We start from the raw sequence: 26,066 nt of genomic DNA on the forward strand, positions 1-26,066 counted from the left end.
CGCCGTCCCGAGGACCCCGCGGGCCCGCGGTCAGGCGGCCCCCCGGCGCCGCCTGGTGCCCGCGCCTCAGTGGCCCGGGGCGAGCCACGGCTCCGGATCGGCGTAGTAGCCGCCGTAGACGACCTCGAAGTGCAGGTGCGGGCCGGTGGACAGACCCGTGGATCCCACCCGTCCGATCGGAGTGCCGGTCCGCACGGTCTGGCCCGCGGTGACCTGGAGGGCCGAGAGGTGACTGTACGTGGTCTGCAGGCGCTTGCCGCCGACGGTGCCGTGGTCGATGACGATCCGGTTGCCGTACGCCTTGGTGAGTGCGGCGAAGACGACCCGCCCCTGTCGTGCGGCCGACACCTGGGCTCCCTGCGGCGCACCGAAGTCGACGCCGGTGTGGAGTTTGGTCACCCCGGTCAGCGGGTGCTTGCGGGAACCGAAGGGTGAGGTGACCGTGAGCGTGCTCACGGGCGCGCTGAGAACGGCGCTCGCCGGCCGCCCGGCGCCGTCACCCGTGTCCTCGTGGTCGAAACCCTCGTAACGGGCGAAGCGGGTCTTCACCTCGCCGAGGTAGGTGCGTGCCGCCGCGGGCACGCGCCCCGCCGTCGCCACCGCCTCCTCTCCCACCGCGTACGCGGCCAGGGTCAGGTCGACGAGGTCCCCCGAGACGGTCCCCTCCGTCCGCAGCTCGGTCACCTTCGCGGCGAGGGAACAGTCCTGCCTGCCCAGGGCCATGATGGCGTCCGCCTCGTCCAGGGGCGAGGAACGCCCGTTGCCGTCCTCGTCCTTGCCCCACCGCCGCCAGCCGGTTTCCGTGAAATCGGCGACACCCGCCTTGCCCTGCTCGTCGGGGTGGTTGCGCCAGCCGGAGAGCTGGTCGATCTGAGCGGCGAGGACCGACGGAGTGAGGACCGTACAGGCGCCGGCGGCCTTGCGCAGCCAGGGCCCGTACGACGCGTTCACACCGCTCGCGCCGGCCGGCCCGGAGGCCGCGGCGGGGTCGGGGGCGAGACCGCCGGTCAGAATGAGGAAGCCGGCGACCCCCGGGACCGCGACCAGCACCGGTAACACCATCAGCGTGAACGGACCGGGACCCCGGCGGCGGGGTCGTGGTGTGCCCTCCGGAGGGACCTGCGGGCGGGGCCTGTTGCGCACCGACGCACGCTATCCGGCTCAGGTACGGGCGTCACCGGGCATCGAGGCAGAGCGGTGTGCCCGAAGGGGCAGACCGGACGCGACCGGTGAGGTGCCCCGCGAGGGCTGCCCGCCACCTCAAGGGCGGCCGCGTCCCCCTTCCACCAGGTCGGGCGGCACCGGCCCGCCACGCCCGCGCGACGCCGGCGTCAGCCGCGCAGGCGGTCCTCGGCGGCGGACACGACCTCCCGGCGCCGACGGTGGCGCTGTTCGTACTCCTGTACCTGACGTACGTGGTCGACCGGGACGTCCCTCAGCCGCACGGTGATCTCGTCCGGTTCCATGGAGTCATAGCCGGCCCACGGCTGCTCGCCGCGCAGTTGCTCGACGGCGTCCAGGACTCCCTTCCGGCGGGCGTGCGTACGCTCGTAGGCCTCGATCACCGTCAGGTCCGACTGGGACAGCGTGCCGAGCCGCTGATGGATCTGGTCCGTGCTGAGCTGGCTGAACCCGTGGATGGGCAGGTCCTCCTCGCTCCGCACCGCGCCCAGGACCTCCTCCGGACTGGGACTGGGGGCGGGCCGGGATCCCTGCCGCACGGCACCCTCGGCAGCCTCCTTGGCCTTCCGGACGCCGCTTTGGATCACGTCGCCGGCCTGGACGACGGCGGCCCGCACCGTCCGGACCGCCGCGTCGGCCAGACCGCCGTCGCGGCTCCCGTCCGGCCCGAGCACGGCGGATTCCGCCACGGCGCGGGCGTGTTCGGCGAGGCTCTGCTCCAGTTCCAGCAGCAGATCCTCGTCCTGCCGGCGCAGCGAGGCGAGCAGACCGGCGGTTCTCTCGTCGGCCACCTGCTCGGCGAGCACCTCTCCGGCCCGGCACGTCGCCAGCGCCCGCGCGGCAGTGGAGTACGCGTTCTCCGTGTTCCTCAGCAACTGTCGCGCGTCGGCCGGGTGCCTGCCGGGCAGCATGCCCTTGACCGCCGAAGCCCCGAGGTTCAGCGGCAGCATCGCCGTGCGCACCACGCCGTGCGAGACGTACCGCGTCACGCTCACCGCGGTGCCCACCAGCCCCCGCGGTTGCAGATCGCGCACCTGACGCCGAATGCGGTGCACACCGATCTGGACCTCGGCGGCCTGGCGTTCGAGCATCTGCCGGTGCGGGCCGGCCGGCGTGACCGTCGCGTCCGCCCGGAGCCGGTCGAGGACCGCGGCATGCGCCTGGTGCGCATCCTCCAGCGCCGGGACGAGCTCCTCCGTCATCACTGCCATACGAAGCTCCCTCAGGGAACGAGGCGACGGTCCGCCGCACAGGGGAAAGAGGGCTGCCACCCGTCGGCCCCATGGGCGGGCAACCGGCACCATCCTGCGGCAGCCGGGCCATGATCGCCTGCCGGGCCGGGGCCGGAGGGTGCCGCACTGGTCCGTCCGAGTGAGGCGGAAGCGCTTGGGTGCGGGAAATCCGTCGAATCTGCACACCGTTCGACGGCGGGTACCGCACGGCCCCGAGCGGGGTGCCCGGCGGTGTCCGCGGGCCGGGAATCCGCGCGCCCGAGTACTCGCGGCGGTCCGAGGGCAACGGCCGCGCGTGCTCCGGCGCGGCAGGCTCTGTGAAGGAGTCGGCGTCCTCGGTCACCGGGTCGTCACTCCGGTGAAGGTTGCTTTCGCGACGGGGTCCGTTCCCGTCACGGGCGGCTGGCTACCCCAGGGCCGGCGTGCTTTGATCCTTCGCGTGGCGCGGGTCGCCGATATCGGCTCCCGCCGGACGCCTTCCGCTCTCGGAGGCCGGTCGGGTGAACTCCGCCATGGAAAAGTGCCTATGCGAAGGGAACAGTGCGTCATGAACCTTGCCTCCCGGGTGGAGACGGCCCAGATGTCCGACGACGACCTGGACCGCGTCTCCGGCGGCCTCGCGGTCGGCGGTTCCGGGGGTCTCCACATCGAGACGCCGATCGCGGACCTCTGCGCCGACCTCGTCGCCGTCGCCTCGCCCGAGGGTCTGACGGCGGGAGCGGGCGTCAGCGCCGCCACGCTCTGACGGCGGCGGCCACGCGTCCACGGGTCCCGGATCATTCGATCCGGGACCCGTGGTGTTGTGCGCTCGGGAATACCCCATGGGGGTATCGCGTTGCACGGATGGAGAGCACAGCCGACGTGAGGAGTACCCGATGGACCACAGCGCACACGACCACGAGCACCACCGTGACCACCTCTCACGCAGCTCCTGGCGGACGGCCGCGCAGGCCACGGTGCACTGCCTCACCGGGTGTGCCGTCGGCGAAGTCCTCGGCATGGTCGTCGGAACCGCCGCCGGACTGCACAACGCGGCCACCGTCGTCATCTCCGTCGCCCTGGCCTTCGTCTTCGGTTACGCGCTGACCATGCGCGGTGTGCTGCGTGCCGGGCTGCCCGTGCGGCGGGCGCTGAAGGTCGCGCTCGCCGCGGACACGGTGTCCATCGCCGTGATGGAACTCATCGACAACACCGTCATGGTCGGTGTGCCCGGAGCCATGGACGCCGGGTTCACCGATGTCCTCTTCTGGGTCTCGCTCGTCCTCTCGCTGGTGCTTGCGTTCGTGCTGACCACACCGGTCAACCGGTGGATGATCGGCCGCGGCAGGGGCCACGCCGTCGTGCATGCCTACCACTGACACCGGGGGAGCGGGGGTCACCGGACCGGGGCCCTCGCTCCGCCGTTCCGGCGCGGCGCGATGCCGAGCGCCGGCCCGGTCGCGCGACGGGCGGAGTCCGCGGGCCCGGACCTGCGCCGGTGGCGGGGGAGCGGCCTGCCTCCGCGCCAAGCGATGAGCGTCCCCGAGAGCCGGGGGAGAGCCTCTTCCCGCACCTGCGGCACCTGACGCCCTGCGGCCGAGTGATCCGCGGGCCGGCGATTAGGGTGCGGGTATGACCTCGATGACGTACCTCTCCGGGCTGTTCTCCCTCGACGGCCGGGTCGCCGTGGTGACCGGCGGCAGCTCCGGCATCGGCCGAGCCATCGCCAACGCCCTGGCGCGTGCCGGAGCGAGCGTCGTCGTCGTGGCCCGCAAGGAGGCGGAACTGACCACCGTCGTCGACGAGTTGACGGCAGAAGGCTGCCGGGCCGCCTGGGTGGGCGCCGACCTGAGCACGCGCGACGGCGTGCGCTCGGCCGCCGACGAGGCCGCCGGGGCATTCGGGGAGCCGGACATCCTCGTCAACTCCGCCGGTATCAACCTGCGGCCCCCCATGGGCGAGTTGAGCGAGGACGTGTGGGACACCACCATGGCGGTGAACCTGGAGGCGCCTTACCTGCTGGGACAGCGGTTCGGGCCCGGTATGGCCGAACGCGGCTACGGCCGGATCATCCACATCACCTCCCAGCAGGCGCACCGGGCGTTCGTCCGGAGCGGCGCCTACGGCGTCTCCAAGGGCGCGCTGGAGTCGCTGGCCCGCTCGCAGGCCGAGGCGTGGTCGCCGTACGGGGTCACCTGCAACACGCTCGTGCCGGGCTTCGTGATGACGCCGCTCAACGCACGTCTGTCCGCCGATCCCGAGAAGGTGGCGGCGCTCGCCGCCCGCACCCTGGTCGGACGCAACGGCCTGGCCGAGGACTTCGCGGGGGCGGCGGTGTTCCTGTCGAGCCGCGCCTCCGCCTACGTCACCGGCCAGGCGATCTTCGTCGACGGCGGGTTCTCCGTTCACTGAGCCTGCGGTGAAGGTCCTCTTCACCGTACTCACACGGAGTTCTCCAAGTACGTGATGCTCCGCGTCGAGGGGCGGCCGGACGTTCCGGCTCCCTCGGCGACGAGGTCCCGCGGGACGCAGGTCTGCACGCCCTCCTCGCCGAGGCTGGGCAGCACGTCGCAGACGTAGTTCAGGTAGGGCCGGTGCGGGCCGGCGAACAGGACGCCGCCCCGGCGCTGCCCGAGGCGCGGGTCGGCGTACAGGAGGTGGGCGGTGCGGAACTGACCGACGCGGAGTGGCAGATGCTGCTCCTGCGCTGCCCGTCCCGGAGCTTCACGATCGTCGGGGACCGCGCCCGGGTCAGGCACGGGTTCACCGAATCGTGGCAGGTCGTGCACGGGTCCGTATCCGCCCTGGACTGCGTCCTCGGCACCTGGCTCGCCGAACACGCCGAGGGGATCGCCTGCGTCATCGGCGACCCCACGTTCCGGGCGACGTCCCGCGTCCGGTCGCTGACCCCGGAACTGTCGAAGGGCCTCGAGTTCGACCTGGTCGTCCTCGTCGACCCGGAGCAGTTCGGCGACGGCGTAGTAGGAGCGGTCGACCGCTATGTCGCGATGACCCGGGCGACCCGGCGACTCGTGGTCCTCACGCGTTCCTGACCCGGTCGGCGTGGCCACGGTCCCGGACAGTACGACGGGCCGGTGCCGGCGAGCGCGGCGGCCGGCGACGGCGGCGGCCGGGTGGTCCAGGACGTGCCCGCCGCCGCCCGCGGTGGTGCGCTCGCCGTTGCTCTCGCCCCTGCCGCGGCCGAGGAGGAGCATGGGAGGGAGCGGAAGAGGGAGGCCCGCCATGAAGACCGAGGCTTCGGACTACGACTCCTGGCTGTACTCGCGCACACCTTCCCAGGCCGAGGGCGAGCGGGACGAACCGGCCGAACGCGCGGCCGTGGAGCAGCACCCGGACGTCCCCAGGACCGAACCGTCCCAGGCGGAGGGCGAACGGGACGACATCAGGACCCGGTGACGGTCGGGCGGAGCGCCGCGCCGGCGATCCGCGCCGGGCCGGTCCGCCGGACCCGGAGGACCGGGCGGGAACCGGCCCGCCACCTCGGTGGCCTCGGCTACACCGTCCCGCTCGCGGCGATCGTGACCTTGCCCTTCGGCGAGCCGCTGCCGCTGCCGAGGGCCTCGATCTTCTTGACGAGGTCCTGGCCCTCGACGACCTCACCGAACACGACGTGCTTGCCGTCGAGCCAGTCGGTGACGATGGTCGTGATGAAGAACTGCGACCCGTTGGTGTGCGGGCCGGCGTTCGCCATGCTCAGCAGGTAGGGGCGGTCGTGCTTGAGGGTGAAGTTCTCGTCCTGGAACTTCTCGCCGTAGATGCTGCGGCCGCCGGTGCCGTTGCCCCGGGTGAAGTCGCCGCCCTGCAGCATGAACTGCGGGATGATCCGGTGGAACGAGGAACCGGCGTAGCCGAAGCCGTGCTGGCCGGTGGCCAGCTCGCGGAAGTTCCTGGCGGTCTTGGGTACGACGTCGTCGAAGAGCCTGAAGACGATCCGGCCGGCCGGCTCGTCGTTGATGGTGATGTCGAAGTAGACGTTCTCGCTCATGGCGATCAACCTATCGTCAAGCAGTGCCCGGCGTTCCCGGAGGGCATGCCCAAAGGGCTTCCGTGCCGTCGCGGTCGGTCCGGCGGGGGCGGCCCCGGCCCGGGCTGACCCGTCTCACCGCGGCCCTGAAGGTCCTGGCACACTGCACGGCATGACGGCCCTGACACCCGCACGCGCCCTCGTACTGCTCTGGAGCGGTATCACCTGCCTGGTCGTCGTGGCGGGCGGTGTGCTGGGTGCGCTCCTCGGCGGCTGGACGGCGTCGGTCGTCGCCGGCCTGTCGTCCGGCGTCGTCTGCACGGGCGGCTCCGTTCTCGTGCGGCGGCGCGTCATGGCCGGCTTCGCCGTGGCCGAGCAGGAGGCGATGGCCCGCGGCTACGCCGAGGGGCTGTCCCACGGCCTCCTCGTCGTGGTCGCCCAGTACGAAGCCGCCGTCTTCCCCATGAGCGTCGGGGGAGTGACCGCTAAGGAGCGGCTGGCTCGCCGCAGCGCCGCATACCGGCTCGCGGCCGAGGCCGCACTGTCCACCCCCGTACGCGTGGCCGCTGCCGCCGCCCTGGCGGCACTGGACGAAGGGGACCCGCGCCGCTCCCGGGAGGCCATCGGCAGGCTCCTCTCCGCCGTCCACCCCGGAACGGGAGACTCGGCGGGATAGGCGCTCGGGCCGGCCACGCCTGGACGGGCCCGGCCTACCGCCTGCGGACCGCCGCGGCCGGTGGACGCTCCCGGAGCGCGCCGTAGCCGATGAAGTACGCGGGAAGGCGGCGTACCGGCCGCGACCCGGCGAGCAGGCGAGCCATGTGCCGCGCCCGGTCGGCACCGCCCAGGGGCGGCTGTCCCCGCAGGACGGGAGCGATGACACGGGCGTGCGCCACCCGCTGCAACGCCTGCGTGATGACCGTGGTGGGACGGCGGCGGCGTTGCACACGTCGTACGTCGCGCAGTCCCACCCTTGTGCGCCGCAGCGGCTCGACCAGGTAACGGGCGGCGGCCACGGCGTCCTCCACGGCGAGATTGATGCCGATGCCGAAGACCGGGGACATCGCGTGCGCGGCGTCGCCGATGCACAGCAGTCCGGGGCGGTGCCAGCGGCGCAACCGGTCCAGGCGCACGTCGAGGAGCCTGACCTCGTCCCACGAGCGCAGGTGGTCCGTCCGGTCCGCGATCCAGGGAACGGCGGCGGCGTAGTCGGCGCGGAAGCGGTCGAGGCCGGCGGCGCGGCGCCGGCCGTCGGTGCCCTTGGGGATGAGCGCGGCGCACTGCCAGTAGTCCCCGCGGTCGATCATCGCGGTCAGGAAGCGGTCACCGGCCCCGCCGACGAGCCCCCGCGGGTCCTGTTCGTGTCGCGGCAGCCGGAACCACCAGGCGTCCATCGGACAGCCGAAGCGGCGCTGTCCCAGTTCCGGCAGCGAACGCGCCAGCGATCCGCGACCGTCGCAGGCGACGGTGAGCAGGGCCCGCAGCTCACCGGTACTGCCGTCGCAGGTGCGGTAGCGCACCCCGGTCACCCGCCCGCCGTCGAGCAGGAACGAGGTCGCCTCCGTGCTCATCCGCAGCCGGAAGGACGGCTCGCGCCCGGCCTCGTCCGCGAGGAGGTCCAGCAGATCCCATTGCGGCACCATGGCCACGTAGTCGTACGGGCCGCGCAGCACCGAGAGGTCCGCGACCGTGACGTTCGACCGGCCGGCCCCGACGGGCAGCTGGACGGTGCGTACCCGGCGTTGCGGCAGGCGGCCGAAACGCTCGGCCAGACCCAGGTCGTCCAGCAGCGCCAGTGTGGAGGGGTGCACGGTGTCGCCACGGAAGTCACGCAGGAAGTCGCCGTGCTTCTCCAGCACCGTCACGTCGATGCCGGCCCGGGCCAGCAGCAGTGCGAGCACCATGCCCGCGGGACCGCCCCCCACTACGCAGCACGTGGTCCGTTCCATGGCAGCCCTGCCCTTCGGGAGAGACTCGATCACTCAATTCATCGCCCGATGAATATGATACCGCCCGCGCCGGGCGGCCACGCCCCGCACCCGGTCGGGCGGTAGCCTGCTCGTGAGGGCAGCCCATGGCCGACGAAGTGCGCATCCGGCTTCTCGGCGGTTTCGCCGTCGCGGTCGCGGACCGCCCGGTCGCCGCCGGGGCCTGGCGACCTACGACCCCACGAACCTGTTCCGGCTCAACCAGAACATCCGGCCCTCGGCGGCGGCATGACGAGGAAGAGGGTGCCGTCCGGCTCGAGGGCGAGGTGCGACCCGAACGCGCCCCCAACCCGGTCCAGTTCGGTGCGCAGCCACTCCGCGTCGGCGCGACGGGCGTGCTCCAGCCGCATCCGCCGCGCCTGGAGCGGCACCATCCGCACGGCGGTCGACGCGCCGGTGTCCGGATCCACCGTGACGAGGTACAGCAGCCGCAGATCGTCCCGGTACTGCTCGTACCCGCCGATGCCCTCGTAGTCGTCGACGAAGTCGCCGCAGCCGTACAGGATCAGCTTGCCCCGGTACATCTCCATGGGGCGCGGATGGTGCGAGGAGTGTCCGTGCACGAGGTCGGCCCCGCCGTCGATGAGGGCATGGGCGAAGCCGATCTCGTCACGGGAGACGCCGTAGCCCCAGTTCGCCCCCCAGTGGACCGAGACGACCGCGATGTCGCCGGGTCGCTTCACCTGCCGCACACGGCTGGTGATCCCGGCGGCGGTGTCGTGGGACGCCATGGCCAGGAAGGCGACGCCGCCACGCACGCCGGTGGCGGCCCACCCGTGCGGGATGCCGCTGGACGCCGTCCCGCACGCGAAGACCAGCACCCGGCCCCCGCCGTCGACCGGGACGACCGCCGGCCGGTTCGCCTCGGCCGCGTCCCGGCCCGCGCCCGCCGTCCTCAGTCTCGCGCCGGCCAGGGCGCCGAGGGTCTCGTCGAGCCCGCCGGTCCCGAAGTCCAGCACATGGTTGTTGGCCAGGACGCAGACGTCGGGGCGGGCGGCGCTCAGGCAGGGCAGGTTGGCGGGGTTCATCCGGTAGTGGACCGCCTTGCCGGGCGCGAACCGGCCGGCCCGCGTGACGCTGGTCTCCAGGTTGACGATCCGGGCGTCGGGCGCGGCTTCGTCCAGGATCCGCAGCGCGTCGCCCCAGGGCCAGGAGAAACCGGCCGGCCGGGGAATCGCCCCGTTCACCGCCTCGGCGAGCTCGACATAGCAACGGGCGTCACGGATGTACGTCTCCCGCAGCACCGGGTCCCCGGGGTGCGGAAGGATCTGATCGACACCCCGGCCCAGCATCACGTCACCGCAGAGGAAGAGGGTGACCGGACCCCCGCGCATGCCTCCAGGCTAAGCGGTCGTCGCGGCTTCCTCGCGGCGGGAAGATGTCGCGGTCTCCCCATGGCGGGAAGATGGAGACAGGGCCGTGACCGCCCGGCCCGGAGCCTCGGACGAGGAGGCCGGTCATGTTCTTCACGGATCGACTCGACGCAGGGCAACGGCTGGCCTCCCGGCTGGCGTACCTCAAGGACAGGAACGTGGTGGTGCTGGGGCTTCCCCGAGGAGGGGTTCCGGTGGCGGCACAGGTCGCCCGGGAACTGAACGCCCCGCTGGATGTGTGCCTGGTACGGAAACTGGGGGTGCCGTACCAGCCGGAGCTGGGCATGGGGGCGATCGGTGAGGACGGTGTCCGCGTCATCAACGACGAGGTGCTGCGGGGCGCGCGGGTCACGCGCGAGGAACTGGCAGAGGTCGAGGACCGCGAGCGCGAGGTGCTGGAACGGCGCGCCCTGCGCTACCGGGGCGAGCGGGGACCGGTCGGGCTGGCGGGGCGGACGGCGGTGGTGGTCGACGACGGCGTCGCCACCGGGTCGACCGCACGGGCGGCCTGCCGGATCTGCCGCGCACGGGGAGCGGCCCGGATCGTGCTGGCCGTGCCCGTGGCACCGCGCGACTGGACCGAGCGGCTGGGCGGGGAGGCGGACGAACTGATCTGCCTGGAGACGCCCAGGCACTTCTACGCGATCGGCCAGTTCTACGAGGACTTCTCCCAGCTCGGCGACGACGAGGTCGTCACCCTCCTGGAACAGGCGAACCGGGCGCACGGAACCACCGCGGGCACCGTGCCACCGGACCGGGAGGTCGGCGTGGCTGCCGGTGCCCTCACGCTGCGCGGACAGCTGGCCGTGCCCGACGGCGCGACCGGGCTCGTGGTGTTCGCGCACGGCAGCGGCAGCAGCCGCCACAGCCCGCGCAACCGGTTCGTCGCCGCCGGGCTCAACCGGGCCGGCCTCGGCACCCTGCTCTTCGACCTGCTCACCCGGGACGAGGAGAGCGACCGGGCCAACGTGTTCGACACCGGTCTGCTGGCCGGGCGCCTGGTGGACGCCACCGCCTGGCTGCGCGAACAGCCCGAGAGCGAGGGGCTCGCGATCGGATACTTCGGCGCCAGTACCGGCGCGGCCGCCGCCCTGTGCGCCGCCGCGGAACTGGGCACCCGGGTCGCGGCGGTCGTCTCCCGCGGCGGCCGGCCCGATCTGGCCGGGACGCGTCTGCCCGAGGTGACGGCGCCGACCCTGCTGATCGTCGGCGGTCACGACCACACGGTGCTCGGCCTCAACCGCGAGGCGCAGGCCCGGTTGCGCTGCGAGAACCGGCTCGCGGTGGTCCCCGGTGCCACCCATCTCTTCGAGGAGCCCGGCACACTGGAAGCGGTCACCGACCTGGCCCGCGACTGGTTCACCGACCATCTGGCCCCGGCCGCCCACGCCAGTCCGGTGTAGCCGCACCATCCCGCGAGAGCGCGACGGCACGGACGTCCCGTCGATGCCGTCCTGATGGCCTGCGCATCCATATGCCGTATATAGGCTGAATAGTGCCGAGAAAGTAGTTCGTCCACGAGGATGAGAACTTGGTGACGAAAGAGCAGCCGACGTCCGAGCTGCCCTGCGTGGTGGGAGCGGCGCAGGTCGAGCGCCTGCCGTTCCACCAGCCCGCCCTGACCGCCGCTCGCGCCACTGCTCAGGGCGCGTCCCTGCTCACCGCGGTGCTCGGGCTGCTGGTCCTGTCCGGCTGGCTCCTCGACATCGACGGGCTGAAGAGCGGGCTGCCCGGACTGAACGTCACCATGAAGCCGAACACCGCCGTGGCTCTCGTGGCGCTGGGTCTCTCCCTGTTCCTGGTGGTCCGCAGACCCGCGACCCGGCGGACGATCGCCGTGGCCCGCGCGGCAGCCCTCCTGGCTCTTCTGATCGCCTCGCTCACCGTCGTGGAGTACCTGACCGGGGCGGACCTCGGCATCGACCAGCTCCTCTTCCACGACGACACCGCGCGGGTGGCGACCGGGTCGCCCGGGCGTATGGCCCCGAACACGGCCGGGGCGCTGGCACTGGCGAGTGTGGCGTCATGGTGTGCGAGCACACCGCGCCTGCCCGCCTGGACGAGCCAGATCCCCGGCCTCGCCATCCTCAGCCTGGGCATGGTGCGGTTCTACGGATCCGCCTACGCCGTGCCCGAACTGGAACGGTTCGGCGGCTACACGGCCATGGCCCTGAACACGGCACTGGCCCTGGTGCTGCTGGGCACGGCCGCCTTCCTGGCCCGGCCCGAGGAAGGCGCCGCGGGACTGCTGATGAACGCGGGCACCACGGGTGCGCTGGGCCGCCGGCTCTTCGCCACCGCCCTGGTCGCGCCGCTGGTGCTGGGCTGGCTCGTGCTGGCGGGGGAGGACGCCGGGCTGTACGGGCAACGGCTGGGCATGGCGCTGCTGGTGTGCGGCCACGCCGTCGTGTTCACCGCGATCATCTTCGCCGCCCTGACCGTGGGCCGCCGTATCGAGATCGCGCACGCCCGTGCCCAGTGGCAGGTGCGGCAGAGCGAACTGCTGCAGGCGTTCATGGACCACACCCCCGCGGTGGTCTTCATCAAGGACCTCGACGGACGCTATCTGGCGGTCAACGCGAGGTTCGAGGAGAGCCGGCGCCTGGCCCGCTCGCGGGTGCTGGGCCACCGGGACCAGGACGTCATGCCGGCCGAGCTCGCCCGGCAGGTGCGTGCCGCGGACCTCGCCGTGCTGGCACAGGGCACTGCGGTGCAGCGGGAGGAACGCCTCGTCCTGCCGGACGGCCCGAGGGAGTTCCTCACCACCCTCTTCCCTCTCAAAGACCGCTCCGGTCTCGCCTACGCCCTGTGCGGGGTGGCCCACGACATCACCGAACGCGTCGCGGCCCAGCGCGAGGTGCAGCGGGCCGGCCGGCGCTTTCACGCACTGCTGGAGTCCGCCCCCGACGCCACCCTGATCGCGGACGGCGACGGCACGATCGTCATGGCCAACGCGCAGACGAAGCGCCTGTTCGGCCGGGAGCCGGGCGAACTCACCGGCACCCGGATCGTCGACCTGGTGCCCCGGCCGCGGCGCCGCCGGCACAGCGCGCTGCTGCGCGCCTACCTGCGGCTGCGGGACCCGAGCCCGACGATCATGGACGGGGACCTGTACGGGCTGCGCTGCGACGGCAGCGAGTTTCCCGTGGAGGTGAGCGTCAGCAGCCTCCGGGCCGCACAGGAGACGCTGGTGTTCCTGACCGTACGGGACATCACCGAGCGCAGACAGGCCGAGGCCGAACGCGCCGAACGCTACGAGCAGCACCGGCGCACCGCCTACACCCTGCAGCACAGTCTGATGGGCGAGCCGCCCTGCCTGCCGCACCTGCCCAGCGCCCACCGGTATCTGGCGTCCATGCAGGACCCCGGAGTCGGCGGGGACTGGTTCGACATCATTGCGCTGGGCCAGGACCGCACCGGTGTCGTCATCGGCGACGTCATGGGCCGGGGCCTGGAGGCGGCAGCCGTCATGGGCCAGCTGCGCGCGGCCTCCCACGCGCTGGCCCGCACCGGCATATCGCCCGGCCGGCTCATGGCGGGGCTGGACGCGTTCGTCGGCGACCTGGCGGACCAGCTCGTCACCTGCGCCTACCTCGTCGTCGACCAGGCAGCCGGTGAGGTCAGTCTGTGCTCGGCCGGACACCCTCCGGTCATCGCCCTGCCCCCGGACGGCCCGGCCCGACGACTGCGGACACCGGTGAGTGTGCCGCTGGGCGTCAACGACTCGTCCGGTGACGCGGTGCCGTTCCAGGAGACGACCCACCGGCTGCCGCCGGGCAGCGCGCTCGTGCTCTACACCGACGGGCTGGTCGAAAGGCCCGGCACCGACATCGACGCCCAGATCGACGCCCTCACCCACACCGTCGAGGTCTGCCTCAAGGGTGCCGCCGACGACCCGGAGATCCTCGACAAGGCCGCAGGGCGGCTCGTCGAAACCCTCATCCCGGACCCCGCCGCCCACGACGACGACGTGACGCTCCTCCTGCTCGCTCTGCCCCGGCCGCACCGGAACACGGTCGGCCCGGCGCATGTCGCTGCGCCTGACCGGTCACGGTGAGGGGACGTCCGGCACGGTGCCCGGACACGGTGTGCACGGCACGGCACGGGACGCGCGGACGAGCGCCAGGCTGAGCCTGGCGCTCTCGACAACCTGGATCTTCGGGGTGCCCACCCGGATGCCCGACGCCGGTCCGCGGTCAGCCGTGGTAGGTGATGTAGCCGTTGCCGTCCGGGTCGGAGCCCGCCCGGGTGTACGCGTGGGTGTCGGCGTGGGCTCCGGAGGGCTTGAAGAGGTAGATGGTGTCCTTGTCGTTGTTCCATATGAAGTTGCAGTTCTGGCGGTAGACCACGTTGTGGGCGTCGGAGTCGGTGCCGTGGCCGCCGCGCAGCTTCACGTAGTCACCGGGCTGCAAGTAGTGGTTGGCGGGGAAGGTGAAGCGGTTGCCGGTGGCGTCCTTGACGACGTAGCCCTTGAGGTTGACCGTCGTGCTGTGCGAGTAGTTCTTGATCGTCAGGTACTCGTCCTTGGTGTTGCCGCCGGAACACCGGTTGGAGTCCGGGCCGGGGGCGTCGTACTGCACGCCCTTGATCTTCAGCGCGGAGGTGTACTCGGTGGCCTGCGCGGGCGCGGCGGCGAGTACGGCGGTCATGGCGGCGGTGGCCACGGTGGCCACGGTGTAACGGGTACGCATGAGGAATCCCCCCTCGGTGCTACGAATGGAGCGCCTGGAGCTTACACAACGGGGGAGTCATACGTGACGAGTTGGTGAAGGTGCAGTGAAGGCCGGTCGTCTTCCGGGGCGTCAGGCGATGACTCGGCCGCGCAGGGGACCGGGTATCGGTCGTGCCCCCGCCCCCGCCCCCGCCCGGCGCGGCTTCACGCGCACGCCCAGGCGTTCATGCCCTGCAGGGCGGCGAGCCGCCGCGCCACCGCGATCTGCTGCTTCTTCGTCGCCAGGTCTGCTCGGGGGGCGTACCTGAGTCCGCCGGCGGCGACCCAGCTCGACTGCTTGAACTGGAGGCCGCCGTAGTGGCCGTTGCCGGTGTTCGCATGCCATCGCCCGCTCGATTCGCATCGCGCGATGGCATCCCAGTCGGCGCCCCGGGGTGTTGCCGACGCGGCGTGCGACGGTGTCACCGTCGTCAGCAGGGCCGCGACCAGCGGGAACAGCCCGAGCGTCAGGCGGTGCCCCTTCTTCGGCCGACTGTGTTCGACCCGGTCAATCTCATAGCCTGAAATCATGTCAAATGACAGTAGTAGCAAGATCGTGGATTTGCTGGAATTGGCGCCCTTTCAGGCGATGTCGGCGGGCGGGGCGGCCGGCCTGCGCGATCCCGGCCGGGACGCTAGCGGTGTCACGGCGTCTGTCCGGCAGGCAGTTCCAGGCGGAGCTGGTAACCGCCGTCGCAGGTGGGGCCGCTGGTGACGGTGCCGCCGAGCAGGGCGGCGCGCTGTCGCAGGCCCACCAGACCATAGTGCGCGCTGGGCAGGGGGACGGGGGGCCGGACCGGTGCGGTGTTGCTGACGGTGACGGTGACGGTGTCACCGTCGTAGGAGGCGTGTACGGTCGCGTCGGCGCCGGGCGCGTGTTTGCGGACGTTGGTCAGCGCCTCCTGGACGGTGCGGTAGACAGCGCGCTGGATCGCCGGAGGGAGGCCGTCGGGCAGTTCCGCTTTCAGGTCGGTGTCGATGCCACTGGCGTCGACCAGCCGCCGCAGGTCGCTCAGCGACGGTTGCGGGGTCAGTTCGGCGGGGCGGCCGTGCGAGTCGCGCAGGACGTTGACCATGTGCCGCAGCTCGTCCAGTGTCTGCACGCTCAGCCGCCGGATGGTGGCCGCGGCCTCCTTGGTGTCGGCGTCCCGCGTGCCGACCTGGAGCGCTCCGGCCCGCACCGCGATCAGACTGACCTGGTGGGAGACGACGTCGTGCATCTCCCGCGCCAACTGCGCGCGTTCCTTGGCCATGACGGCCTGCTCGGTCAGCCGCCGCTCGTGGTCACGCGCCCGGGAGATCTCGGCGAGCCGCAGCGACAGATCACGCCGGGCCTGCACGAGCTGGCCGAGGAAGACGGGAGCCACCGCCGTGGCCGCGGTGTAGCCCAGGGTGATCAGGGCCGAGGCGTTCCACAGATCGAGCCGCAGGGAAGGCGAGGTCGACGTCATGTCGCCGAGCGTCAGCGCCAGGGCACACACGGCCAGCCAGGACCGGCTCCGAGTGAGCGTGGCGAGTGTGTACAGGGCCGCGAGGGTGGCGAAGACCGCGTCCGAGAGCAGGACGGCGGGCAGGGTGAGCAGGAAGGTGAGCCGCGGCAGGCGTCGGCGCAGCACGAGCATGCAGGCGGCGAGCAGGCCGACGGCCATGCGCAGCGAATCGCCGCGGTCGACGTTGGCCCACACGTCGAGCAGTGCCGCCCCGATCAGGGCGGCGTCACACAGCGCGTCGGTGTGCCGACGGGACATCATCCCGGTTCCAGGTCCTGAGGCGGTGTGAGGAGCCCGGCGCGTTCGGCGAGCAGAGCGGCCTGGACGCGGCTGTTGACCTCCAGCTTGCCGAGCACGGCACTCACGTGGTCCTTGACCGTGCCCGTGCTCAGGTGCATACGGCCGGCGATGTCGGTGTTGGACAGCCCCTCGGCGATGAGGACGAGCACGGCACGCTCGCGGTCGGTCAGCCGGTCCAGGCGGCGGGCGGTCTGTTCCGGGCAGCCGGCCTGGAGGTACCGGTCCACGACCGTCCGCGTGACCTTGGACGACAGTACGCAGCCACCGTCGGCCAGCGCGCGCACGAGGAACGGCAGCTCCTCGGGATCGGTGTCCTTGAGCAGGAAGCCCGCCGCGCCCGACCGCAGCGCCGTGACGACGTACTCGTCCATGTCGAAGGTCGTGAGCATGGCCACCACCGGGGGCTGCGGCAGCCGGAGCAGACCGGCCAGGACGGTGAGCCCGTCGACGTCCGGCATGCGGATGTCGAGCAGCACGACGTCGGGAGCCGTCGCCCGCGCCGTGCGGACCGCCTCGCCACCGGAGACCGCCGCCACGACCTCGATGTCGTCCGAGGCGTCCAGGATGTGCTGGAAGCCCGTGCGAAGCAGGGCCTCGTCGTCGACCACCAGAACCCGGATCACACGTGCTCCACTCATCATCGGATCACTCTCCGATTCGTACCACGCCGGCTACGGCGCCGCAGTCTGCCGCGCACGGACGGCCCAGGTGGCGGGGGTGCCGCCCGCCGGTCGGCGGGGGCGGTTCCGGCCCTCTGCCGGATGGTGGTGGGCACGCAAGCGGCGAACCCTGGAGCACAGGAGAACCCACGGAACAGACGGTGGGGCATGGAGGAGGGCAGTCGCATGACGATCCGCCTGACGCTCGTATGCGGGCACACCCGTGACGTGAGCACGGACACGATGTTCGGACACGGTGCCCTCCGTGACCGCCACCTGCATGACGCGGGTGCCGTCCCCGCGGTGACGCCGTTCCGCCCGCCGGCCGTGCGGTCGCCCTCCAGCTGCTGCGCGCTGACCGCGGCGGCCCTCGGACTTCGGACCACGGCGGATCCGGCGCTGCGCGACATCGACCACGGGACGTGGCGTGGCCGCACGAGGGCCGAAGTCGCCGCCGCGGACCCGCACGGGCTCAGCGCCTGGCTCACGGACCCGGATGCCGCGCCGCACGGCGGCGAATCCGTGACCCAGCTCTGCCACCGGGCCGCGCACTGGCTCGACAGCCTGCCCCACCAGACGGGCGGCGCCGTGGCCGTCGCCGAGCCGGCCGTCGTCAAGGCCCTGCTGGTCCACGCCCTGTCCGTACCGGCACGAGCCTTCTGGTGGATCGAGGTACCGCCCCTGTACATCGTCTCCCTCGTCCGGAGCGCCGACGTCTGGAGCGTGCGGCCGCTCGACGGCTCCTTCCCGGGTGAGGCCGTCCGGCACGCCATGGCCTGTCACCAGGCCGACCGGCCCCGGCACACGGTCGGCCGTCAGGGTCCGCGGCGTGCGCGGACCGGGCGTGACGCTGCCCAACGGTGGCTGGTCAGTGTGCCGCCCGCCAGGCGTTGACCCGTGCCGGCCGGGGGCGAGGCCGGTCGCCCTCAGTCGTCGGAGTCGGGCTTGCCGGCCGCCGCGGCGTAGGCCTGGGTCGGGGTCATGGGGACACCGCCCAGGGAGACGGTCTTGTAGGTGCTGACCTTGGCGCAGGTCTTGGCCTGGTCGGCGGTCTGGGCGTGGGCGTTGGAGACGGCGGTCCTGGTGTCGGCGGGAGTGGGGGAGGAGGCGGCGGAGCCGCCGGGGAACCGGGTGCCGCTGGGCCAGTCGTTGCCGATGACGAGGGTCAGGCCGGTGCCGGTGCCCTGCTTCAGGTGCGAGGAGGGCAGCCCGAGTGCCTTGGCCACGGTCTTGGCCTGGGCTTTCTGGCCGGTGCCGTAGGTGAGGGTGGTGGTGGCGGAGGGGCTCGGGGCGTTGGCGGTGGTGGTGCCGGGGCTGAAGCCCTGGCCGGTGAGTGCGGTGGCGACGGCCGACGCGCGGCCGGTGAGGGTGGTGCCGTTCTCGACGGTCACGGAGATCCGGGAGGCGGACACGGCCGGCGCGGTGGCCTTCGCGGTCGCGGCGGCCGCGGCGGATTTCCCGCCCGAGCCGGTGGTCAGGGACTGGTCGTCGGCGATGGCGGCGAAGAGGGCGCCGGCGCCGGGGCCGGTCACCACGCGGTCGTTGTCGGCCGGGTCGGGGGCGGTCTGCATGGTGGTGAAGGTCATCCGCTGGGTGGGGACCTTGTTCACGTCGGCGGCCAGCGAGACCAGTTTCCGGACGGTGCCCAGGCCGTCGTCGACGGTCAGTGCCTTGGTCGCGGCGTCGGCGAGGCCGTAGACGGCGGCCGGGTCGGTGAGGGTGCCCGCGCTCTTGAACTTGCGGATCATCGCGCTCAGGAAGATGTGCTGGGAGACGGTGCGCCCCAGGTCGCTGCCGTCGCCGAAGCCGTGCCGGGAACGGACGAACTCCAGCGCCGCGACCCCCTTGAGCGTGTGGGTGCCATGGGAGAGCTTCAGGTGCGAGTAGGTGTCGTAGACGTCGGCGTCGACGCACACGGAGACCCCGCCGACCGCGTCGGACATCTTCACCACACCGGAGAAGTCCAGTTTGACGAAGTGGTCGATGGGGATGCCGGTGAGCTGGTGCACGGTGGCCACCTGACAGGCCGGACCGTACTGCAGCGCGCTGTTGATCTGCCCGTAGTAGCCGGGCGTGGACCGGCCGTCCGCGCCGTCCTTGCAGGCGGGGACCCGGGTCATGGTGTCACGGGGGATGCTCATCACGGTGGCGTTGGAGCGGTCGGCGGATATGTGCACCACCATCTCCACGTCCGCGTTGCTGCCGGTCTGCACACCTGTCTTCGCACAGCCCCCGCCGAGCTTGCAGTCGGCCTTGCTGGTCCGGCCGTCCGAGCCCATGACGAGGATGTTGATCGGGGTACGGCCGAAGGCGTCCGCCTTCTCGGTCCCGCCCTTGCCGTCGAGCGCGACACTGTTGATGTTGCCGTTGAGGTGCTCGTAGAACCACCAGCCCGCCCCCGCCGTGACCAGCACCAGAACGGACACGCAGATCGCCACGATCTTCAGCACCCGCCTGCCGCCCCCCGTCGGACGGGCCCGCCGCCTCGTCCGCGACCCGCCACGCCCACGGTAAGCCGCCCGCGTCGCGGCCCTGCCGCCCAGCGCCGGCGCGCCCGGCACCGGCGCACCGCCGGCCCGCTCCGTACGCGGTCCAGGCACCTGGGCGGTACGGCTTCGGGCGGCCTGACCGCCCCGGCCGTCCCACGGCTCGCTCATTCCCACTCCCATGAACGGTCGGGCCCATCAGGCCGGGCCGTCAGGGTTGCGGCCGACATGAGCGGCGGTACGGACAGGTGGAGCGGGTGGCGCTCCACCTGGATTGCGTAGTTGCGCAATCTAACAAACCCATGGGCAGGTCAGCGTAAATCTTGAGGGGATTCACAGGGGAAGGACCTCACGGGGGCCGGTGGACGGCGCGCGGCGGCACACGCGCCCACACCGCGTAGCCGTCCGGTCACTCCGGCCGGCCTGCCGGTGTCACAGCTTCGCGCCGAAGTCCTGGGTCCACCACGGGCCGCCCGAACCCCGGTGGACACCCACGCCGATGTCCTTGAACGAGCAGTTGAGGATGTTGGCGCGGTGGCCGGAGCTGTTCATCCAGGAGTCCATCACCGTCTGCGCGGTCTGCTGCCCCTGGGCGATGTTCTCCCCGTACGTCGACCAGCGGTAGCCCGCGGCCGTGATGCGCTGTCCGGGGTCGGCGCCGTCCGGGTTGGTGTGGTCGAAGAAGTGCTGGGCTGCCATGTCGTCGGAGTGGCGCTGCGCGGCCTCCTCCAGTTGCGGATCCTCCGTGAGCGGCCCGCACCCGGCGGCCGCACGTTCCTTGTTCACCAGCGCGACCACCTGTCCCACGGTGTCCGACGGCGCCGCCTGGACCCGCGGTGTGCTGGACGGCCGCTGGGCCGGCCGGGTGGAGCGCCGGGGAGTCGGTGTGGCCTTCCTGGTGGGCCCGGGCGTCTTCGAAGCGCTCGTCCTCTTCGGTTCCGGCGTGGCCGGCGAGGGTGATACCGACGGCGAGGTCTCGACGGCACGGGTCGCGGAGAGGTCGGTGACGGGATCGCCGCCGGCCCGCGCGGCGGTCGCCCCGTCGGGTCCGGTCCCGGAGTCCGTGTCGAAGTACCAGCCGAAGTACCAGAGGCCGCCCCCCGCCAGGCAGGCCGCCACGACGGCGCCCCCGACGGCCCTGCGCCGGACGCGTCGGCGTCGACGGGCCGCGCCGCGCGAGGTCGTCCGGCCGGGCTGGACGCGGTGCCCGGCCCGCGGGTCCGCTCCGGTGCGGCCCTGGGCCGCGTCGAGCCGCGACGCCGAGCCGGCCGGAGCCATGTGTCCGGAAAGGGAGCGCATCCTCGCGAGCAACCCGGCCGACAGCGGGACCAGCGCCAGTCCGGTCAGCAGTCCCTCCGCGGGCATCAACCCGCTCCACAGGCCGGAACAGCGTACGCAGTCGCGGGCGTGCCGGGCTATGCGCTTGCGCCACAAGGCCGAGGGCCGGCCGTCCCAGGAGGCCAGCACACCCGCCAGTTCCGCGCACGGGGGCTGCGCGTCGAGCGCCCGCACCACCACCCGGGCCGCCTCCAGCTGTGCCTTCATCCGTTGCACCCGGACCGCCGTGTGCTGGGGTGACAGGTCCAGGGCGGCGGCGACCTCCGACCGGGTCAGCTCGCCGGCGCACTCCAGCCACCACAGCGACAGCAGTCCCCGGTCGTCGGGCTCGAGCCAGCGTGTGGCGCGCGCGGTCTCCTGACGCTGGCCGGACAACTGGAGCCGCACCATGGTCAGGTCCACGAAGTCGGCACCCGGATCCGCGAGGTCCACGGCGTCCTCCACGGTGTCCGGCGCGCTCCGCCGGCTCTGCCAGTGCGTCCTGACCTGGTTCATGGCGATGGCCACGAGCCAGGAGCGGAAGCTTTCCGGAGTACGCAGGTCCGCCAGCGCGTCGAGGGCCCGGAGCATGGTCTCCTGCACCACGTCATCGACGTCGACCGAGCCGTTGAGAGCCCGTCCCACGATGTTGTAGACGAGCGGGAGATACGCGCTGACCAGTGCGTCCTGGGCTCCTGGATCGCCGGCTCGGGCGGCGCTCACCAGTGCCGCCGGGTCCCCCGTGTGCTGTGTACCCATCAGAAGCCTCCCTGTCCTCGTCGCCGAACGATGGTGTCCGATGACTGGGAGACCGCTCGATGAGCCCTGGATAACAGTTCTTCGGAAACCTGTTCCATGAGAGGTTCGCCACTGCGGTGCGACGTGCGCAAGGGAGCACGTCACATGGGGGCCTTGCGGTGGCCTACCGGACGATGCGCGCGACCGCCCCGGCTCCGGGATCGCCGTACTTCGCGATCAGTTCCTCATCGCTCATGCGGTCCACTTCCTCGCTCCGTTCGACGGGAAAGATCACCTGGGTGCCCTTGTCCGTCCAGTACTCGACGATGCGGTGGGTGGTGGTGGCCCGGCTCATACCGTGTGCTCCCTTGCGACGGGTGGGGTTCAGGGTGCGACGGTGCAGCTGAAGGGGTCAAGGGGAAGACGGGCTTCCGTTTGACTTCTTGAAAGCGTAGATTCCGCATACCTCGCGACGGCGCCCTGGAGGCGTCGGCCCGCCGGTCCCGGGACGGCGGGCCACGCGGGGGCCACATCCGGTCCACGGCCTCTTGCGGGCCGTGCGGCACCGGGCCCTGCCCCGGCTCGGCGGGCGACCAGGTCCCGCAGCGCCCTGGCGGCCTTCCGCAGGACGCGGTGGCACTGAACGGCTGAGCCCGGCCTCGGTCATCGGCCGTGCGCGTGGCGGGAAGCACGGGATGGGTGGGCAGGCCCCCCGGAATTCCCGTGTCGTGCACAACCATTGCAAAGGGCAAGAAAAGCACCGTATAGACATCCTCAACTCTGCGTAGTTGCGCGAACGCACTACGTCACCGTGCTCGACGCTGGCAGAAGCGGAACGCGGGCCCCGACGGTCTGGGCCGTCGGGGCCCGCGTGCTTTGCCGACTGCAAAGGGAGTGGACACAGTGGGACGGCGCCGTGCCCGACGGGAAGCGGAACGAATGGCGGCGCTGGCCGCCGATCAACTGCTGCGAGCGGGCGGGATACTGCGCCGGACCGCGACCACACCTGACCTGCGGGCGGTCTTCCGCACCGATCAGGGCGTCAACGACGCTCCCTACCGGGAGCGTTGGGCCCACGACAAGGTCGTCCGCTCCACCCACGGCGTGAACTGCACCGGCTCCTGCTCGTGGAAGGTGTACGTCAAGGACGGCTTGATCACCTGGGAGACCCAGGAGACCGACTATCCCTCGACGGGCCCCGACCGGCCCGAGTACGAGCCGCGCGGCTGCCCGCGCGGCGCGTCCTTCTCCTGGTACACGTACTCGCCGACGCGCGTGCGCCACCCGCATGTGCGCGGCGTCCTCCTGGAGATGTACCGCGAGGCCCGCGCGCGGCTCGGCGACCCCGTGGCGGCGTGGGCCGAGGTCACCGGCGACCCCGGCAGACGGCGGCGCTACCAGTCGGCGCGGGGCAAGGGCGGCCTCGTGCGGGTCGACTGGGAGGAGGCTCTGGAGATCGCCGCCGCCGCCCATGTGCACACCATCGCCGTCCACGGCCCGGACCGGGTCGCGGGTTTCTCACCGATCCCGGCGATGTCGATGGCCTCGCAGGCGGTGGGCGCCCGCTTCATGTCCCTGATCGGCGCGCCGATGCTCACCTTCTACGACTGGTACGCCGACCTGCCGATCGCCTCACCGCAGGTGTTCGGCGACCAGACGGACGTACCCGAGTCCGGGGACTGGTGGGACGCCGCCTACCTGATGCTGTGGGGTTCCAACGTGCCGGTGACACGGACACCGGACGCGCACTGGATGGCCGAGGCCCGCTACCGCGGCCAGAAGGTCGTCGTGGTCTCCCCGGACTACGCGGACGCCACCAAGTTCGCGGACGAGTGGCTGCACCCGCACCCGGGCACCGACGGCGCCCTGGCGATGGCCATGGGGCAGGTGATCCTCACCGAGTGCTTCGTCCGGCGCCAGGTGCCGTACTTCACCGACTACGTCCGGCGCTTCACCGACCTGCCGTTCCTGGTCGAACTCGACGAGCACGACGGCGCGTTCGTGCCGGGCAAGTTCGTCACGGCCGCGGCGCTCGGCACCGGGCTGCTCGGCACCGACGAGGACGCCGAGCACGCCGAGTGGAAACCGGTGCTCCTCGACGCCGGCTCCGGGCACCCGGTCGTACCGAACGGCACCCTGGGCGACCGTTGGTCGAAGCGCGGCGAAGGACGCTGGAACCTCGACCTCGGTGACGTCGAACCGCAGCTCACCCTGTACCGGACGGGCACGGACGCCGAGACCGACGCCGAGACCGACGCCGACGCCGTCTGCGTCCTGCTGCCCCGGTTCGACGGCGGGCCGCCCACGGCGCGCGGCGTCCCGGTGCGCGAGCTGGGCGGACGCCGGGTCACCACGGTGTTCGACCTGCTGCTCGCCCAGTACGGGGTGGCCCGCGAGGGGCTGCCGGGTGAGTGGGCCGCCGGCTATCAGGACGCCTCCCAGCCCTGCACCCCCGCCTGGCAGGAGGCGATCACCTCGGTGCCGGCCGACGCGGTGGTGCGCCTGGCCCGCGAGTTCGCGCACACCGCCGAGAAGACCCGCGGCCGCTGCATGATCGTCATGGGTGCGGGCACCAACCACTGGTTCCACTCCGACACCATCTACCGTTCCTTCCTCGCCCTGCTGCTGCTCACCGGCTGCCAGGGCGTCAACGGCGGCGGCTGGGCGCACTACGTGGGCCAGGAGAAGGTGCGCCCCTACGCCGGGTGGCAGCAGTTGCAGTCGGCCGCGGACTGGGTACGGCCCTCCCGGCAGATGGCCGGGACGCCGTACTGGTACCTGCACACCGACCAGTGGCGCTACGACACGCACACCGCCGACGCCCTCGCCTCGCCCACCGGCAAGGGGCTGTTCGCCGGACGGCACACCGCCGACCTGGTCGCCCAGTCGATGCGGCTCGGCTGGATGCCCGCGGCCCCCACCTTCTCCGCCAACCCGCTCGACCTCGGCCGCGCGGTGCACGGCAGCGGGCACGAGCCCGACGAGTGGGTGGCCTCCCGGCTCGCCGCGGGCCGACTGTCCTTCGCCTGCGAGGACCCCGACGACCCGGCCAACTGGCCGCGCGTGCTCACGGTCTGGCGGGCCAACCTGATCGGCTCCTCGGCCAAGGGCAACGAGTTCTTCCTGCGCCACCTGCTCGGCGCGAGCGACAACGCGACTGCCGAACAGGCCCCGCCCGGAGCCCGGCCGCGCGATCTCGTATGGCACGACGAGCCGCCGCGCGGCAAGCTCGACCTGCTGCTCGCGGTCGACTTCCGCATGACGTCGACCACGCTCATGGCCGACCTGGTACTGCCGGCCGCCACCTGGTACGAGAAGCACGACCTGTCCAGCACCGACATGCACCCCTACGTGCACGCGTTCTCACCCGCGATCAGCCCGCCCTGGCAGGCCCGGACCGACTTCGAGATCTTCCATACGCTGGCCGCGAAGTTCAGCGAGCTGGCCGTGGGCCGGCTCGACACGGCCTACGACCTGGTCGCCACGCCGCAGCAGCACGACACCCCGGGCGAGATGGCTCAGCCCGGCGGCACGGTACGGGACTGGCACCCGGGCCGGCCGCCGGAACCGGGCCGGAACCTGCCGTGCTTCACCCTGGTCGAGCGTGATTACACGGCCGTGGCCGACAAGCTCGCCGCCTTCGGTCCGCTCGCCGAGGAACACGGGATCACCGTCAAGGGCGTCACCGTACGGCCGTCGCCCGAGGCACGCTGGCTCGCCTCCCGCTGCGGCACCGCCGCCTCGGGACCGGCGCGCGGCCGTCCCCTGCTGGACACCGACGTCAAGCTGTGCGAGGCGATCCTCGCCCTGTCCGGCACGACCAACGGACGCCTGGCGGCGGAGGGGTTCGAGCGGCTCGCCGAACGCTGCGGACCGGGCAGCGGGTTCGCCGCCCTCGCCGAAGCCGTGCACGAACGCCGGGTCGTCTTCGCCGACACCCAGGACCGGCCCGTGCAGGTCGGCACCAGTTACGAGTGGTCCGGCAAGGAGGCCCCCGACCGGCGGTACGCGCCGTTCACGCTCAACACCGAGCACCGCAAACCCTGGCACACCCTCACGGGCCGCCAGCACTTCTACCTGGACCACGACTGGACGGCCGAGCTGGGCGAGCAACTGCCCGTCTACCGGCCTCCCCTGGACTTCGGTCCGCAGGCGCGGCCCGGCGAGCGGGAGGTCGACGTCCGCTACCTCACCCCGCACTCGAAGTGGTCGATCCACTCCGAGTACCAGGAGAACCTGCTGATGCAGACCCTGGCCCGCGGCGGTCCCGTCATCTGGATGAGCGTCGCCGACGCCGAGGCCGTCGGCGCCGCCGACAACGACTGGGTGGAGGCGGTGAACCCGGGTGGTGTCGTGGTCGCCCGGGCCGTCGTCTCGCACCGCATGCCGACCGGCACGGTGTTCATGTACCACGTGCAGGAACGCCTGGTGAACGTCCCGCGCAGCGAGAGCACGGGGCGACGCGGCGGTGTCCACAACGCGCTCACCCGGATCCTGCTCAAGCCCACCCATCTCATCGGCGGCTACGCCCAGTTGTCGTTCGCCCCCAACTACTACGGTCCCACCGGCAACCAGCGCGACGCCCGTACCGTGATCCGCCGCCGCGCGCAGGAGGTGCAGTACTGA

At 72.1% G+C, this 26,066-nt stretch carries 22 protein-coding genes and 2 pseudogenes; 11 read left to right on the forward strand and 13 right to left on the reverse strand.

Annotated features, from left to right (window positions below):
* Positions 1-66 precede the first annotated feature (66 nt).
* Together ABZX30_RS10565 and ABZX30_RS10570 are read right to left on the reverse strand one after the other, a co-directional pair.
* Positions 67-1,092 (reverse strand): annotated as a pseudogene (locus ABZX30_RS10565) (M23 family metallopeptidase); the annotation flags it as partial.
* A 239-nt stretch (positions 1,093-1,331) separates the two neighbouring features.
* On the reverse strand, positions 1,332-2,393 hold the full coding sequence (locus ABZX30_RS10570) for a hypothetical protein (RefSeq protein ID WP_355931392.1): 1,062 nt from the start codon (positions 2,391-2,393) through the stop codon (positions 1,332-1,334).
* Positions 2,394-2,961: 568 nt separating this feature from the next.
* Between ABZX30_RS10570 and ABZX30_RS10575 the strand changes: the two genes are divergently transcribed.
* The 3 genes from ABZX30_RS10575 (at position 2,962) to ABZX30_RS10585 (ending at position 4,805) form a co-directional block, all read left to right on the forward strand.
* The gene (locus ABZX30_RS10575) at positions 2,962-3,159 is read left to right on the forward strand and encodes a hypothetical protein (RefSeq protein WP_355931394.1); all 198 of its coding nucleotides are present in this window, start codon (positions 2,962-2,964) and stop codon (positions 3,157-3,159) included.
* Between the two features lie 130 nt (positions 3,160-3,289).
* Entirely contained in the window at positions 3,290-3,772 is a 483-nt protein-coding gene (locus ABZX30_RS10580) for a DUF4396 domain-containing protein (protein ID WP_355931396.1), read from the forward strand.
* Between the two features lie 253 nt (positions 3,773-4,025).
* The gene (locus ABZX30_RS10585; RefSeq protein ID WP_355931397.1) at positions 4,026-4,805 is read left to right on the forward strand and encodes an SDR family oxidoreductase; all 780 of its coding nucleotides are present in this window, start codon (positions 4,026-4,028) and stop codon (positions 4,803-4,805) included.
* A gap of 29 nt (positions 4,806-4,834) precedes the next feature.
* On the opposite strand, the gene ABZX30_RS10590 is transcribed toward ABZX30_RS10585, so the two are convergent.
* Complete coding sequence (locus ABZX30_RS10590; protein ID WP_355931596.1) at positions 4,835-4,960, reverse strand: hypothetical protein; 126 nt, start codon at positions 4,958-4,960, stop codon at positions 4,835-4,837.
* 102 nt (positions 4,961-5,062) lie between these two features.
* Between ABZX30_RS10590 and ABZX30_RS10595 the strand changes: the two are divergent.
* Both ABZX30_RS10595 and ABZX30_RS10600 read left to right on the forward strand, forming a co-directional pair.
* Positions 5,063-5,446 (forward strand): annotated as a pseudogene (locus ABZX30_RS10595) (AAA family ATPase); the annotation flags it as partial.
* 190 nt (positions 5,447-5,636) lie between these two features.
* Entirely contained in the window at positions 5,637-5,810 is a 174-nt protein-coding gene (locus ABZX30_RS10600) for a hypothetical protein (protein WP_355931399.1), read from the forward strand.
* Between the two features lie 97 nt (positions 5,811-5,907).
* Here the strand turns inward: ABZX30_RS10600 and ABZX30_RS10605 are convergent, their stop codons facing one another.
* Complete coding sequence (locus tag ABZX30_RS10605; protein ID WP_355931402.1) at positions 5,908-6,399, reverse strand: peptidylprolyl isomerase; 492 nt, start codon at positions 6,397-6,399, stop codon at positions 5,908-5,910.
* Between the two features lie 151 nt (positions 6,400-6,550).
* Here ABZX30_RS10605 and ABZX30_RS10610 point away from each other — a divergent pair, with 151 nt between their 5' ends.
* Entirely contained in the window at positions 6,551-7,054 is a 504-nt protein-coding gene (locus ABZX30_RS10610) for a hypothetical protein (protein WP_355931405.1), read from the forward strand.
* 34 nt (positions 7,055-7,088) lie between these two features.
* On the opposite strand, the gene ABZX30_RS10615 is transcribed toward ABZX30_RS10610, so the two are convergent.
* Entirely contained in the window at positions 7,089-8,327 is a 1,239-nt protein-coding gene (locus ABZX30_RS10615) for an FAD-dependent oxidoreductase (RefSeq protein ID WP_355931408.1), read from the reverse strand.
* Positions 8,328-8,439: 112 nt separating this feature from the next.
* On the opposite strand from ABZX30_RS10615, the gene ABZX30_RS10620 reads away from it, so the two are divergent.
* On the forward strand, positions 8,440-8,598 hold the full coding sequence (locus tag ABZX30_RS10620) for a BBE domain-containing protein (RefSeq protein ID WP_355931411.1): 159 nt from the start codon (positions 8,440-8,442) through the stop codon (positions 8,596-8,598).
* Here ABZX30_RS10620 and ABZX30_RS10625 read toward each other — a convergent pair.
* Positions 8,564-9,700 (reverse strand): CapA family protein, encoded by a 1,137-nt coding sequence (locus ABZX30_RS10625; RefSeq protein ID WP_355931414.1) that lies wholly within the window; start codon positions 9,698-9,700, stop codon positions 8,564-8,566. The genes ABZX30_RS10620 and ABZX30_RS10625 overlap by 35 nt on opposite strands.
* Positions 9,701-9,825: 125 nt before the next feature.
* Here ABZX30_RS10625 and ABZX30_RS10630 point away from each other — a divergent pair, with 125 nt between their 5' ends.
* Together ABZX30_RS10630 and ABZX30_RS10635 are read left to right on the forward strand one after the other, a co-directional pair.
* Positions 9,826-11,142 (forward strand): phosphoribosyltransferase family protein, encoded by a 1,317-nt coding sequence (locus ABZX30_RS10630; protein ID WP_355931416.1) that lies wholly within the window; start codon positions 9,826-9,828, stop codon positions 11,140-11,142.
* Positions 11,143-11,273: 131 nt separating this feature from the next.
* On the forward strand, positions 11,274-13,796 hold the full coding sequence (locus tag ABZX30_RS10635) for a SpoIIE family protein phosphatase (RefSeq protein WP_355931418.1): 2,523 nt from the start codon (positions 11,274-11,276) through the stop codon (positions 13,794-13,796).
* A 139-nt stretch (positions 13,797-13,935) separates the two neighbouring features.
* Here the strand turns inward: ABZX30_RS10635 and ABZX30_RS10640 are convergent, their stop codons facing one another.
* The 4 genes from ABZX30_RS10640 to ABZX30_RS10655 form a co-directional block, all read right to left on the reverse strand.
* Positions 13,936-14,430 carry a lamin tail domain-containing protein gene (locus ABZX30_RS10640; RefSeq protein ID WP_355931421.1) on the reverse strand — a complete coding sequence of 165 codons (495 nt, stop codon included), beginning with the start codon at positions 14,428-14,430 and terminating at the stop codon, positions 13,936-13,938.
* A gap of 185 nt (positions 14,431-14,615) precedes the next feature.
* Positions 14,616-14,981, reverse strand: a complete 366-nt coding sequence (locus tag ABZX30_RS10645) for a transglycosylase family protein (RefSeq protein WP_355931424.1) — start codon at positions 14,979-14,981, stop codon at positions 14,616-14,618.
* Positions 14,982-15,094: 113 nt separating this feature from the next.
* The gene (locus ABZX30_RS10650) at positions 15,095-16,201 is read right to left on the reverse strand and encodes a histidine kinase (RefSeq protein WP_355931426.1); all 1,107 of its coding nucleotides are present in this window, start codon (positions 16,199-16,201) and stop codon (positions 15,095-15,097) included.
* Positions 16,198-16,863: a response regulator transcription factor gene (locus ABZX30_RS10655; protein ID WP_355931429.1), complete on the reverse strand. Its 666-nt coding sequence runs from the start codon at positions 16,861-16,863 to the stop codon at positions 16,198-16,200. Before ABZX30_RS10655 ends, ABZX30_RS10650 begins: the two co-directional genes overlap by 4 nt.
* Positions 16,864-17,085: 222 nt before the next feature.
* Here ABZX30_RS10655 and ABZX30_RS10660 point away from each other — a divergent pair, with 222 nt between their 5' ends.
* The gene (locus tag ABZX30_RS10660; protein WP_355931432.1) at positions 17,086-17,793 is read left to right on the forward strand and encodes a histidine phosphatase family protein; all 708 of its coding nucleotides are present in this window, start codon (positions 17,086-17,088) and stop codon (positions 17,791-17,793) included.
* A gap of 32 nt (positions 17,794-17,825) precedes the next feature.
* On the opposite strand, the gene ABZX30_RS10665 is transcribed toward ABZX30_RS10660, so the two are convergent.
* The 3 genes from ABZX30_RS10665 to ABZX30_RS10675 form a co-directional block, all read right to left on the reverse strand.
* The gene (locus ABZX30_RS10665; protein WP_355931435.1) at positions 17,826-19,349 is read right to left on the reverse strand and encodes an LCP family protein; all 1,524 of its coding nucleotides are present in this window, start codon (positions 19,347-19,349) and stop codon (positions 17,826-17,828) included.
* Positions 19,350-19,817: 468 nt separating this feature from the next.
* On the reverse strand, positions 19,818-21,461 hold the full coding sequence (locus ABZX30_RS10670) for a sigma-70 family RNA polymerase sigma factor (protein ID WP_355931438.1): 1,644 nt from the start codon (positions 21,459-21,461) through the stop codon (positions 19,818-19,820).
* Between the two features lie 163 nt (positions 21,462-21,624).
* Entirely contained in the window at positions 21,625-21,795 is a 171-nt protein-coding gene (locus tag ABZX30_RS10675) for a hypothetical protein (protein WP_355931440.1), read from the reverse strand.
* Between the two features lie 584 nt (positions 21,796-22,379).
* Between ABZX30_RS10675 and ABZX30_RS10680 the strand changes: the two genes are divergently transcribed.
* Complete coding sequence (locus ABZX30_RS10680) at positions 22,380-26,066, forward strand: nitrate reductase subunit alpha (protein WP_355931442.1); 3,687 nt, start codon at positions 22,380-22,382, stop codon at positions 26,064-26,066.

The sequence above is a fragment of the Streptomyces sp. NPDC004542 genome (genome assembly GCF_040610035.1).
In the GTDB taxonomy this organism is placed as follows: domain Bacteria; phylum Actinomycetota; class Actinomycetes; order Streptomycetales; family Streptomycetaceae; genus Streptomyces.